At 67.8% G+C, this 12,488-nt stretch carries 11 protein-coding genes; 3 read left to right on the top strand and 8 right to left on the bottom strand.

The window, feature by feature from the left end; all coding sequences use genetic code 11:
• Positions 1-126: 126 nt before the first annotated feature.
• The gene (locus B0684_RS09635) at positions 127-447 is read right to left on the bottom strand and encodes a high-potential iron-sulfur protein (RefSeq protein ID WP_018650444.1); all 321 of its coding nucleotides are present in this window, start codon (positions 445-447) and stop codon (positions 127-129) included.
• Positions 448-740: 293 nt separating this feature from the next.
• Here B0684_RS09635 and B0684_RS09630 point away from each other — a divergent pair, with 293 nt between their 5' ends.
• A complete protein-coding gene (locus B0684_RS09630; protein ID WP_018650443.1) occupies positions 741-1,283 on the top strand; it encodes a porin family protein in 543 nt (180 codons plus the stop codon).
• Between the two features lie 121 nt (positions 1,284-1,404).
• Positions 1,405-4,164, top strand: a complete 2,760-nt coding sequence (locus B0684_RS09625; RefSeq protein ID WP_018650442.1) for a cation-transporting P-type ATPase — start codon at positions 1,405-1,407, stop codon at positions 4,162-4,164.
• A 45-nt stretch (positions 4,165-4,209) separates the two neighbouring features.
• On the opposite strand, the gene B0684_RS09620 is transcribed toward B0684_RS09625, so the two are convergent.
• From B0684_RS09620 to B0684_RS09610, 3 genes are all read right to left on the bottom strand, one after another.
• Positions 4,210-6,285, bottom strand: coding sequence for a putative bifunctional diguanylate cyclase/phosphodiesterase (locus B0684_RS09620; protein WP_018650441.1), 2,076 nt, complete (start codon positions 6,283-6,285; stop codon positions 4,210-4,212).
• Positions 6,286-6,479: 194 nt separating this feature from the next.
• Positions 6,480-7,004 (bottom strand): c-type cytochrome, encoded by a 525-nt coding sequence (locus B0684_RS09615; protein WP_018650440.1) that lies wholly within the window; start codon positions 7,002-7,004, stop codon positions 6,480-6,482.
• Positions 7,004-7,543: a hypothetical protein gene (locus tag B0684_RS09610; RefSeq protein WP_018650439.1), complete on the bottom strand. Its 540-nt coding sequence runs from the start codon at positions 7,541-7,543 to the stop codon at positions 7,004-7,006. The genes B0684_RS09615 and B0684_RS09610 overlap by 1 nt, the downstream gene beginning before the upstream one ends.
• A gap of 119 nt (positions 7,544-7,662) precedes the next feature.
• Here B0684_RS09610 and B0684_RS14040 point away from each other — a divergent pair, with 119 nt between their 5' ends.
• Positions 7,663-8,085, top strand: a complete 423-nt coding sequence (locus B0684_RS14040) for a hypothetical protein (protein WP_332881460.1) — start codon at positions 7,663-7,665, stop codon at positions 8,083-8,085.
• An 83-nt stretch (positions 8,086-8,168) separates the two neighbouring features.
• Here B0684_RS14040 and B0684_RS09600 read toward each other — a convergent pair whose 3' ends face one another.
• The 4 genes from B0684_RS09600 to rpoZ form a co-directional block, all read right to left on the bottom strand.
• Entirely contained in the window at positions 8,169-8,831 is a 663-nt protein-coding gene (locus B0684_RS09600; RefSeq protein WP_018650438.1) for an O-methyltransferase, read from the bottom strand.
• Entirely contained in the window at positions 8,832-9,908 is a 1,077-nt protein-coding gene (locus B0684_RS09595; protein ID WP_018650437.1) for an SO_0444 family Cu/Zn efflux transporter, read from the bottom strand.
• Between the two features lie 78 nt (positions 9,909-9,986).
• A complete protein-coding gene (gene spoT / locus B0684_RS09590) occupies positions 9,987-12,167 on the bottom strand; it encodes a bifunctional GTP diphosphokinase/guanosine-3',5'-bis pyrophosphate 3'-pyrophosphohydrolase (RefSeq protein WP_018167978.1) in 2,181 nt (726 codons plus the stop codon).
• A 12-nt stretch (positions 12,168-12,179) separates the two neighbouring features.
• On the bottom strand, positions 12,180-12,455 hold the full coding sequence (gene rpoZ / locus B0684_RS09585) for a DNA-directed RNA polymerase subunit omega (RefSeq protein WP_018146305.1): 276 nt from the start codon (positions 12,453-12,455) through the stop codon (positions 12,180-12,182).
• Between the last annotated feature and the right edge of the window lie 33 nt (positions 12,456-12,488).

Here is a 12,488-nt window from a genome sequence, read left to right as displayed (position 1 = left end):
AGGCCGGTTTACGGAATTGAGGGTCTAGCTTGCGGGGAGGTGCGGCGGGGATGCAAGTCGCAGCGGGGGAGCGCTGCGGGAGGCAACGTCCGGCCCGGATACCCGGACCGGACGGAGGTGTCAGGATCAGGCCCCGACGTACTCGTCACACCAGCCAGCGGCGTTCACCTGAACACCCTGGAAGTCGGCGTGGAAGCACTGGCCCCATTCGGCGTCGCCGCCGCCCCAGAAGGCGCAGTTCTTGCACTTCTCGCCTTCCGAGTAGTCCTCGTGACCGGCAGCGTCTGCTGCATTGTTCACGTAGTCGTGGCGATGGCCGTCCTCGGCCTTGGGGTTGTCGGCCTTGGCCGTGGACATCCCAGCCATGCTGATCACCGGGATGGCCGCCACGGCCGCGGATGCCTGACGCAGGAACTTTCGACGATTTGCATTCGGTTGGTCGGACATGAGGTCCTCCGTTTGCTTCTGAGTGGATGGTTCTTCTTGTTGCTTGGAAGAGCGAACTTCGCCTTTTCGGGTTGGGCGGGTTCACCCCCTTCGAGGCCTTCGGCCGCCGAGGGTTCCCCTGAATGTTTCAGGGATCAGGAAACCCCGTCCGGGGTCGAGCTTCGGCTGAGAGATGCAACTGCGGGGAGGAAAATTCCATTCCGGGCCACGCGTTCCGTAAGCGCGTGATGAAGATCACGCCATGCTGGGCTACCATTAGCGTCTGCTTATTCATATTGATCAGGAGGTGTGCGATGCAGCACAAGAAGACGATGTCGATGTTGGCCCTGGGTGCATTGGTGCTGGTGCCGTTCGCGCAGGCCAGCGCGGTCGAGCGTGGCATGGAGCCCAGCGTGGCCCTGCTGGGCGGGGTGGTTTCTCCGGACCTCTCCGATGCCAGTTCGGATGCGGCCTATGGCGTCGAGATCGGTGCCAACTGCCAGTTGTTTCAGCCGGCCACCGGGGTGCTGCGTCATCACTTCAGCGTGACCCGCTACAGCGACGACCCACTGAAGATGACCAGCGCGGAGATCAACAGCCACTGGATGTTCGAGCCGAACGAACGTCTGTCGCTGGGCTTCGGTCCGGGTATCGGTTACGTGCGGGCCGAGCTGGACGACGAGACGAACGGCCTGTGGGCGGCCCAGGTGGGCGGCAGCCTGAAGTACCAGCTGGATCGCCAGTGGTTCCTGGGGCTGGAGGCGCGTTACCAGTTCACCGAGAACGACCGTTTCGACGGCCGCCGCGCGGATGCCGACAACATGCGCGTGATGGGCAAGGTCGGGATGCAGTTCTGATCCGTTCGCCGATGCGGCAGGCAGGCATCCAGGGATACACCGATCAGGGTTTCCCTGGGGCTTGCCGTTCCCCGGGTGCCGGGGGACGATAGGGCAGCGCTGACATGCGAATGGGTTGCCCATGGCCGAACTTTCCGACCCCCAGTCCTCCCGCGCGGATCGCGATGTCCCGGCATGGCACAGCCAGAACGCGGATGCCGCGTTCGAACACTGGGGGACCTCGCGCGAGGGGCTGACGGCAGAACAGGCCGAGGAGCGCCTGGCGCACTACGGCCCCAATCAGTTGCGTCCGCCCGAACGGGCGGGTGTTCTCCGGCGCTTCCTGCGCCATTTCCACAATGTTCTGATCTACATCCTGCTGGTAGCCGCGCTGGGGACGGCGCTGCTGGGTCACTGGGTGGATACCGGCGTGATCCTGGCCGTGGTCCTGATCAACACGCTGATCGGGTTCGTCCAGGAGGGCAAGGCGGAGAAGGCGCTGGATGCCATCCGCCGCATGCTCTCCCCGCGCGCGCTGGTGGCGCGCGGCGGCGAGCGGCGCGAGATCCCCGCGGAGCAGCTGGTCCCGGGGGACATCGTGTACCTGCAGGCCGGGGACCGGGTACCCGCGGACCTGCGCCTGTTCGAGACCAAGAATCTGCGCCTGGAAGAGGCCGCGCTGACGGGTGAGTCGGTGGCGGTGGAGAAGGACACCGCCGCGGTAGAGCCGGAGGCGGGCCTGGGGGATCGCCGCGGGATGGCCTTCTCCGGCACGCTGGTCGCCTTTGGCCGCGGTATGGGCGTAGTGGTGGCGTCCGGCGAGCACACCGAGATCGGGCGTATCTCCACCATGCTCGGCGAAGTCGAGGGGCTGGAGACGCCGCTGGTGCGCCAGATGGAGCAGTTCGGCCACTGGCTGGCCGCGGTGATCGTGGTGCTTGCGCTGGCCACCTTTGCCTTCGGCTACTGGGTGCGCAGCTATCCGCTGGACGAGATGTTTCTGGCTGCGGCCAGCCTGGCGGTGTCCACCATCCCCGAGGGATTGCCAGCGATCATGACCATTGCCCTGGCCATCGGGGTGCAGAAGATGGCGCGGTGCAATGCCATTATCCGCCGCCTGCCGGCGGTGGAGACCCTGGGTTCGGTCTCCACGATTTGTTCCGACAAGACCGGCACGCTCACGCGCAACGAGATGACCGCCCAGACGCTGCGTACGGCCACCCGCGAGATCCTCGTCAGTGGCGTGGGTTACGCGCCGCAGGGTCAGTTCTCCGAGGACGAGCGGGACATCGACCCGGATGACGACCCGCTCTTGAACCAGGTGCTGCGGGCGGGTCTGCTGTGCAACGACGCCCGGCTTTACGAGAAGGACGGCGACTGGGTGATGGAGGGTGACCCGACCGAGGGCGCGCTGATTACCCTGGCGCGCAAGGCCGGGCTCGACCTGCACCTGGAGGGCGAACGGTTGCCGCGCACCGATGTGATCCCCTTCGAGTCGGATCATCGCTACATGGCCACCCTGCACCACGACCACGAGGGGCATGCGTGGATCTTCCTGAAGGGCGCGCCGGAGCGCGTGCTGGAGCTTTGCAGCGAGCAGCAGGTGGATGGCGAGACCCGCGAGGCGCTGGATCCGGATCACTGGCACGCGGCGATGGAGGCGGTGGCGGCCCGCGGCCAGCGGCTGCTGGCGGTCGCGGTGCGCGAGGCCGAAGCGGATGGTGGCGAGCTGCGTTTCGACGATGTCGAGGCCGGTGGCTTCACCCTGCTGGCGCTGGTGGGCATCATCGACCCGCCGCGCGAGGAGGCCATCCGCGCGGTGGCTGACTGTCGCGCGGCGGGGATCGACGTGAAGATGATCACCGGGGACCACCTGGCCACTGCGCGGGCGATCGGTGAGCAGCTGGGCCTGGGGCGGGAGGCCGAGGCGTGCGCCGGTCACGAGCTGGATGCGCTGGACGATGCCGCGCTGGCGGAGATCGCGGAGCGCACGGATGTCTTTGCGCGGACCTCGCCGGAGCACAAGCTGCGTCTGGTGAAGGCGCTGCAGACGGGCGGACGGATCGTCGCCATGACCGGCGATGGGGTGAACGACGCCCCGGCGCTGAAGCGCGCGGATGTGGGCGTGGCCATGGGCGGGAAGGGTACCGAAGCGGCCAAGGAGGCCTCGGAGATGGTGTTGGCGGACGACAACTTCGCGTCCATCGCCCATGCGGTCGAGGAGGGCCGCACGGTCTACGACAACATCCGCAAGGCCATCCTGCACATGCTGCCGACCAACGCCGGGCAGTCGCTGACCATCATGATGGCCATCCTGATGGGCCTGGCCCTGCCACTGACCCCGGTGCAGGTGCTGTGGGTCAACATGGTGACCTCGGTGACGCTGGCGATGGCGCTGGCCTTCGAGCGCGCCGAGCCGGGGGTGATGCAGCGCCCGCCCCGCGCGCCGAATGCCCCGTTGCTGTCCGGCTTCCTGCTGTGGCGCATCCCGTTCGTTGCCTTGCTGCTGTGGGCCGGCACCTTCGGGCACTTCGTCTACATGGAGAGTCTTGCCGGGGTCGCCGACGAGGTCGCGCGCACGGTGGCGATCAACACCCTGGTGGCCGGACAGGCGTTCTATCTGCTGAATCTGCGGCTGATCCACCAGCCGGTGCTACCGGGCGGGGAGCTGTTCCGCTCGCGCGCGATGTGGCTGGCGATCGGGGTGCTGGTGGTGCTGCAGCTGGCGTTTACCTATGTCCCGCTGATGCACACGCTGTTCGGGACCACCGCCATCGGTGCGGACGACTGGGCGCGCATCCTGGCTTTCGGGCTGGCGGTGTTCGTGATCGTGGAGCTGGAAAAGCTGGTGGTGCGTCAAGTGATCGCGCGCCGGCGTGGGGTGGCACCGCAGGCCGTGTGACACGCACCCCCATGCTTTTCCGAGTCCATGCAGCCGTCGGTCGTTCTACCGACAGCCCACCAGGGCATCGCCGGAAAGCAGGGCCGTGGCGCTGGCGGCGTCCACCGGTGGGGAATAGTAGTAGCCCTGGGCCAGGGTGCAGCCGAGGGCGCGCAGCGTCGCGGCGTGGGTATGGCTTTCGACGCCCTCGGCCACGGCCTCCAGACCCAGGTTGCGGGCCATGTGGATTACGGTCTGAACCAGGCGCTGGCTGTATTCGTCGTGGTCCAGCCCGGAGACGAAGCTGCGATCGATCTTGAGAATGTCCAGCGGTAGCCGGTGCAGGTAGCTGAGTGACGAGTAGCCGGTGCCGAAGTCGTCCATTGCCAGGCTGATGCCCAGGGCCTTGAGCTGGTGCAGGGTCTCGATCAGCTCGTCGAGATTGCCGAGCGTCGCGGTCTCGGTGATCTCCAGGCGCACCTGGGAGGCCGGCACCCCGGTGCCGGCAAGAATCGTCTGCACCTCGTCGACCAGTCCCGGGCGCGTGAGCTGCCGGGCGGATAGGTTGGTGCTGATGGTCAGCGGCATCTCGGGGTGGTCGATCCCCCATTGCACCAGCTGACAGCAGGCCGTGTAGAGCACCTGCATGTCGATCAGGTGGATTTGCCCGGTGTCCTCGGCGATGGGGATGAAGTCGTCCGGCGCGACCAGCGCGCCGTTGCGCTGCCAGCGCACCAGGCCCTCGAAGCCGGTGATGCAGTCCTCGCCGAGTGACACGATGGGCTGGAAGTGGACGATGAAGTCGCCGCGCTCCACCGCATGGCGCAGGTCGGTCTCGAGGGCCAGACTTTGCAGCGCCTGGGTCTGCATGCCGGGGTCGCAGAACTCGCAGCGGGCCTTGCCCAGTGACTTCGCGCGGTACATCGCCATGTCTGCCTCGCGCATCAGGTCGTCCGGCGTGGCCGGGCGCGCGGGGTCGTCCGCCGCGTTGGTCTCGCGGGCGGGGCAGCTCTGGCCGTAGGGGCGGGTGGCAATGCCGATGCTGACGGTGACGTAGATATCCTGCCCGGCGATGGTGAACGGCTCGTGCAGCACGGCCTGCAGGCGTTCGGCCACGCGCAGGGCGTCCACCGGCTCGTGCAGGCCTTCCAGCAGGATGGTGAATTCGTCGCCGCCCAGGCGCGCGAGGGTGTCGTCCGGGCGGTTGGCCTCGTCCCCCTTGGGCCGCGAGACGGTGTCGTTCTGGCGCAGGGCGTTCAGCAGGCGCCGCCCGACCCGCACCAGCAGTTCGTCGCCGGCCGGGTGCCCGAGGCTGTCGTTGACGACCTTGAAACGGTCGATATCCACGAACAGCACGGCGAACAGGTTGAAGGGTTCGCGGGTGGCGCGGGCAATGGCATGGGCCAGGCGGTCGTGGAACAGGCGGCGGTTGGGGAGCCCGGTCAGCTGGTCATGGGAGGCGTTGTGGAGCAGGTGTTCTTCGTGGCGGTTGCGCTCGATCACGCGGCCCAGTTGCACGCCGATCTGCCACATCAGCCACAGCAGGTCGGGGTCGGTGGTGGTGGGTTCTGTGGCAAAGAACTCGAGGACGCAGGCGACCTCCTGGCCGACCATGACCGGGAACGCGAATCCGGACCGCAGGCCGCTGGCGGCGGCCTGCGGTGCCCGCGGGAAATTGTCGTCCGCGGCCAGGTTCTCGATCCATGCCGGTTCGCCGTTCGTCAGTACCCGGCCGGGTAGCCCGTGGCCACTGGCAAAGGGCGTGTTGTCGGTGTTCTCGCGGAACTCGGTGAATGGCTCGGTGGCGGCGAGGTGCCAGATGCCGGTGGGGTTCAGCTCTCTGTAGTCGCTGTTTTCGTCGTGTCGGGTCAGATAGGCATGCCCCACCGGCCAGTCGAGGTACTGCCCGATGGCCGCGAGGGCCGAGCGCAGAACATGCGCGATGGAGTCCGACTGGTTGGCCGTCGAGGCAATGGTGTTGAGCAGCTCGATCTGTTTCTGCTTGGCGTAGACGTCCTGCAGCCGGGTCTCGGCCAGGGTCTCGGCGCGGCGCCTTGCCTGGCGTTCCTGCTCGACCAGGCCTTGCAGACGGGCTTGTTCGCTAACCGCCGCGAAGTCGTTGGCGCGTCGATTCACGCGCACCCCCGGTGCTCGCTGTCACACGCGCGCTGTTTGGCATCATGCATGGGCCCCTCCCGGCCGTCCTTGTTTTACTGCATTCCCTGCCATGCGGTGACCGCGCAGCGTCTCATTCGAATGACGCCGGTACAGGCCGACTCATTCCGTGTGCATTGTATCGGGGCTGCGCGGCGGTGTGCGTATGGCTCGGCGTCGGGTTAGCCGTCGGGGTGGGTCACCCAGGGTTCGCCCATGGCCTCTTCCCAGTCGGCCTGGGTGGGGTGGTTGCGGTCGTAGCGTGTCCAGGCCTCGAAGATCTCGTCCGGCCAGTGCGACTGCAGCCAGGCGATGATCGCCTCGGCATCCGCCTCCGAGAGCGTGTCCTCGAAGCTGGGCATGGCGCCGCCACGCGCCTCGGCGCCAAAACGGATCATGTCCTTCAGTTGCCAGTACGGGTGGTGCCAGGTATGGGCGCTGCCATCCAGCGGCGGCGGGGGCAGGGTGCCGTCGGGGTTGCGCTGGCGCCAGTCCTCGGCGCCCTCGCGCTGCGCCCCGTGGCAGGCGATGCAGTGCTGCTGGTAGAGGCGCTCACCGCGCTGGAGGACCTCCGGATCCGTGGTGCGCTCGAGGTGGTCGGGGGTCCCGGGCGCGCCGCCGAACCCGTCGCAACCGGTCAGGCTGGCGGATGCGAGGATCAGCGCCGCGCTGCCGATCCAGGGGGTGAGCGATGGGTGTCGCCGCATCAGTCCTGAACGTCCGGCTCGCCCGCATTCCCGGCCGGTTCGTCGTCGCCGCGGAAGGCGTCACGCACCGAGCCCCAGGCCTTGCGCGAGCCGTCGCGCACGCCGCCCCAGGCGTCCTTTGCCCCGTCGCGAATACCGCCCCAGGCGCCGGAGGAGCGCTCGCGCATCTCGCTCGACCATTCGGCCAGGCGGTCACGTTCCTCGACCAGTCCGTCGTAGGCGCGTTCGCGGCGCTCGCGAGTCGCGTCGCTCAGGTCATCCCAGCCCTCGCGGAGGTTGTCGCCCAGGCGGCCGAGTTCGCGGTCCATCGCGTCCAGGGTCTCGCGGGTGCGCGAGCGGGTGGCCTCACCGGCCTCGGTGCTTTCTTCCTGGATCTCCTCGCGGGTCTCGGCCCAGGATTCGCGCAGTTCTTCCATCTCGCTGGCGGTGGTGTCGTCCTCTGCGGCCGACGCATGCTCGTCGGAGTGGAGCGGGCTTGCGGCCAGCAACAGGGCGCAAAGGCTCGTCATCAGGATGTGGCGCAGCTTGAACAGTTTCATGGTGTCTTCCTCCCGGTCCGCGCAGGGCGGCGGACTGATCTGGTCTTTCTGCCATGGTAGGACGTTTGGTGGTCCGGTATGTTCGAGCGCAAGGAAATTTTTGCGAGAGGAACCACGGGATGCGATGGGGATGGCGGGTTGCATGGGGGTGTCTGACGGTACTGCTGGCGGGCTGTGCCACGTCCGCTTCGGGCCCGGACACGAGCACTGCGCCGGACGGCTGGGAGCCGGCGCCTACGGCCTTCGAGGCGCAGGTGGTGCCTTCGCAGGAGCCCTCGGTGATGCCCGGTGCCGCGGTGATGGCGTGGCTGGCGGCCAGCCCCTGGCATTCTGGACTGGCGGTTGACTACGCCGGGCTGGAGATCGACCAGCCGCGTCCGGAGCGCGCCGAGGTCCGCCTGACCGGCTTGCGCGACGATGCCGTCAGTGCCTACGAATTCCGCCTGGAGCTGGACGAGGTCGAGGCGGGCTGGGTGGTGCAGTCAGTGGAGCGCCGTGCCATATGCCGCCGTGGCCTAGGCGACAGCGGCCTTTGCCGGTAAGGCTTCGTGGAGGATTCGCCCTTGACCTGGCCCTTCTCCATGCGTTCCGGAGGCTTTGTGGTGAATCCAGGGCAGCCTCTGGTTCAGCGGCGGCGGGCCAGGGTCAGGCCGTCGCCGATGGGGACCAGCGAGAGGTCGATGCGTTCGTCGTGATGCAGGGCGTCATTGAAGGCGCGGATCGCGCGGGTGTCGTCGCGCTGGTCGTCCGGGTCGGCGACGGTTCCGTGCCACAGGGTGTTGTCGGTCAGGATGAGGCCGCCGGGACGTACCAGGCGCAGGCAGTGTTCGAAATAGTCGGGATAGCCGGTCTTGTCGGCATCGATGAAGGCCAGATCGAAGCGACCGGTCTCGCCGGCGGCCTCCAGCGCCTGCAGCGTGTTGCGCGCCTCGCCCAGCTCGAGCCGGATGCGTCCGGCGACCCCGGCGCGCTCCCAGTAGCGCCGGGCCGTGGCGGTCCAGTCCGCGCTCTTGTCCAGGGTGATGACCTCGCCGTCCTCCGGCAGGACGAGGGCGATGGCCAGCGCGCTGTAGCCGGTGAAGGTGCCGATCTCCAGATAGCGCTGTGCGCCCATGAGCTTCGCCAGCAGCGCCATGAACTGTCCCTGCTCCGGGGCGATCTGCATGTTCGCCTCCGGCAGGCCGGCCGTTTCGGCGCGCAGCTGCGCCAGTACCTCGGGCTCGCGCAGCGAGTGCTCGAGGAGGTAGTGGTACAGCGGTTCATCGAGTCCGATGGAACGATTGGACATTTACGCGCTCCGCGGCTGTGGGTGAGGGATCAGGCGGTCCAGCCACCGGCGCAGGACCGGTGTGGCCAGGACGATCAGGATGACCAGGGTGCTCCACTCGAGCCAGGCGGGCAGCAACTCGCCGGCGGCGCCCATCTGGGTGGCGACGTCGACCCCGGTGTGGGCCAGTCCGGCGTCCAGGGCGAGCCCCAGCGCGATGGTGGTGGCCGCGATTCCGGCCAGGTAGAGCACCAGCGCCGGGGTGCCGAGTTCGCGGCGGAATACGCCCAGCGTCGCCAGGCTGGTGATCGGCGCGGCCAGCAGGAACACCAGCACGGTGCCGGGCGAAACGCCGGCCGCGATCAGACCCACGGCGATGGGTGTGGCGGCGGTCGCGCACAGGTACATCGGGATGCCGATGATGGCCATCACCAGCATCGCCGTCAGGCCCGAGCCCCAGGCGGCCAGGGTGGCCGGCGGGACCAGGGCGAGCAGGGCGCCGGCGACCAGCAGGCCGATCACCAGCCACAGGCGGATATCGTCGAGCACGTCGTGGAAGGCATAGTGCAGTCCGCTGCGGAGCCGCGTGGGGAGATGTTGCGGGGCTTCGGGCGTGGCGCAGCCCGTGTCGGTTTCGCAACATCCGCCGCAGGTGTCGGGTTCGGCCCCGGTCGCCTCCGGGGGGTCCGTCGCGGCGCGCGTGCGCCCCACCAGTAAACCTGTCGTGATGGCCGTGACGATGGCGCCAAGGGCGCGGGCCACGGCCATTACCGGGCCCAGCAGGGCGTAGCTGATGGCAAGCGAGTCCACGCCGACACCCGGCGTTCCGATCAGGAAGGCGGTGGTGGGCCCGCGTCCGGCACCGCCGCGATGCAGGGCCAGGGCGGTGGGGATGGCCCCGCAGGAACAAAGCGGCAACGGGGCCCCGACGACGGCGGCACGCGCCGTGGCCGCCAGGCCGGCGCCGCCGAGCCAGCGCTGCAGGGCGGCCTCCGGGATCAGGGCCTTGACCGCGCCGGCGGCCAGCAGACCCAGCAACAACCAGGGCGCCGCGGTGAGCGCGACGCCCAGTGTTTCATTGAGGATGTCGACGATCATGCCCCGATCTTCCGTTGCGCGCGGGGCGCCTGCAAGAAGCCTGCCCGCCGGGTGGCGGATCAGCGGGGGCGTTGCGTGTCAGCCGCGCTGGCGCGAGATGCGCAGGACGTCGGACAGCCGCCGCAGGCCGCGCATGATCTGGGCCAGGTGCTGGCGGTCACGTACGGTCAGCAGGAAGGTCATCGCGGTGGAGTGGCCGTCCTGCTCGTTGAACGAGATGTGCTCGATGTTGGAGCCGTGATCCGCGATGACCGCGGCCATGTCGGCCAGCGCCCCGCGGCGGTTGGCGGTGCGGGTGCGTACGGCGGCGGTGAATTGCAGCTGGGGCTCATGCGACCACTCCAGCGCGATGGTGCGGTCGGACCGGTCGCGGCTCTCGTGCAGGACGTTGCGGCAGTTCTCGCGGTGGACCACCAGGCCGCGCCCGGCGCTCAACTGGCCAATGATCGGGTCGCCCGGGATCGGGTGGCAGCAACGGGCGTAATTCAGCACCAGCCCTTCGGTGCCGTTGACCGCGAGCGTGGTCGTAGTGGCGGGCTCTGTGGCGGTCGGGTCGGGGCTTTCCTTGCCGACCATCTGGCGGGCCACCAGCGAGGCCATGCGATTACCCAGGCCGATATCGATCAGCAGCGCGTCCAGGTCTTCCAGCTGCATCGCGTCCAGCATCTGGTCCAGGCGGGCCGGCGAGATGCGGGGCAGGCTGGTATCCATGGATTCCAGCGCCTTTTCCAGCATGCGCTCGCCGAGGGTGCGGGCCTCCTCGGACTGCATGGACTTGAGGCAGTGGCGGATGCCGGTGCGCGCCTTGCCGGTGACCACGAAGGACAGCCAGGCCGGGTTGGGGCGGGCGCCGGGCGAGGTGACGATCTCCACCGTCTGGCCGCTTTGCAGGCGTACCGACAGCGGGGCGAGTTGGCGATCGATCTTGGCGGCCACGCAGCGGTTGCCGACGTCCGAGTGCACGGCGTAGGCGAAGTCGATCGGGGTGGCGTCGCGCGGGAGCACGAGGATGTCGCCCTCGGGGGTGAAGGTGTAGACCTCGTCGGGGAACAGGTCGACCTTGACGTTCTCCAGGAACTCGATGGAGTTGCCGACGCTGTTCTGGATCTCGAGGACATCCTTCAGCCATTCGCGTGCCCGGCTCTGGGCCGTGCGGCTGGATTCGCTGCCGGCCTTGTACTGCCAGTGTGCGGCGATCCCGCTCTCGGCCACGCGATCCATCTCGGTGGAGCGGACTTGCACCTCGATCGGGGCGCCCTGCGGACCGAACAGGATGGTGTGCAGCGACTGGTAGCCGTTGGACTTGGGGATCGCGATGTAGTCCTTGAAGCGTCCCGGAACCGGCTTGTAGAGGTTGTGCACCACGCCCAGCGAGCGGTAGCAGGTGTCCACGTCGTCGACGATGATGCGGATGGCAAAGACGTCGAACACGTCTTCGAACGAGTGGTGCTTGTCGCGCATCTTGCGGTAGATGCTGTACAGGCTCTTCTCGCGCCCGGAGATGCGCCCGATGATCCCGGAAGCCTCCATGCGCGAGCAGATCGCCTGTTCGATGTTCTTCATCGGCTCGCGGCGGTTGCCGCCGGCCCGGTGTACTGCGCGTTCCAGTACCGCGGCGCGCCAGGGGTGCTTGGCCGAGAAACCGAGTTCCTCCAGCTCGCGGCGCATGGCATTCATGCCCAGGCGCTGCGCGATCGGGGCATAGATCTCGAGGGTTTCCTTGGCGATGCGGCGGCGCTTGTCCGGGCGCATCACACCGAGGGTGCGCATGTTGTGCAGGCGGTCGGCCAGCTTGATCAGAATCACCCGGATGTCGCGGGTGATCGCCAGCATCATCTTGCGGAAGTTTTCCGCCTGCGCCTCGGCCTTCGACTGGAACTGCAGGTGGGTCAGCTTGGACACGCCGTCCACCAGCTCTGCGACCTCCTCGCCGAACTCGGCGCGGATACGGTCCTTGCTGGTGGCGGTGTCCTCCATCACGTCATGCAGGATGGCGGCGCTGATCGCCTGGTGGTCCATCCGCATCTCGGCCATGGTGCGAGCCACGGCGAGCGGGTGATAGATGTAGGGCTCCCCGGTCTTGCGGGTCTGGCCCTCGTGCGATTCCGCGCCCAGGAGATAGGCGCGATAGACCTCCTCGACCTCTTCCGGCTCGAGGTAGGCCTCGAGTTCGGAACATAAATCGCTGATCAGGAATCGGGTCGAGTCGCCTGGTACCGAGGAGGGGGCCCCGGGCGAAGCTGGCTGCCCAGCGGCCATTCAGAAAATCTCCTAGCGCTCGTCGGCTTCCAGCTGTTCCAGATGACGGATGGTGCTGAAGTCCAGCATCTGGTTCTGGGGCCGTTCGTCGTGTTCGTCGAACACCTCGATACCGACCACGCCGGCGGCGATTTCGCGCAGGGCAATTACCGTGGGCTTGTCGTTGTCCTCGGGTACGCGGGCTTCCTTCCCGTGGGCAATGTGGCGGGCCCGGCGGGCAGCCATCAGCACCAGCTGGAAACGGTTTTCGACATTTTCGAGGCAGTCCTCGACGGTGACGCGTGCCATCGGATACTCCGGTCAGTAAATTCTTGAAACTTG

This window comes from Thioalkalivibrio versutus, assembly GCF_001999325.1.
GTDB lineage: Bacteria > Pseudomonadota > Gammaproteobacteria > Ectothiorhodospirales > Ectothiorhodospiraceae > Thioalkalivibrio > Thioalkalivibrio versutus.
The sequence above is the reverse complement of the archived record's forward strand: the minus strand, read 5'-3'. Positions and strand labels throughout refer to the sequence as shown.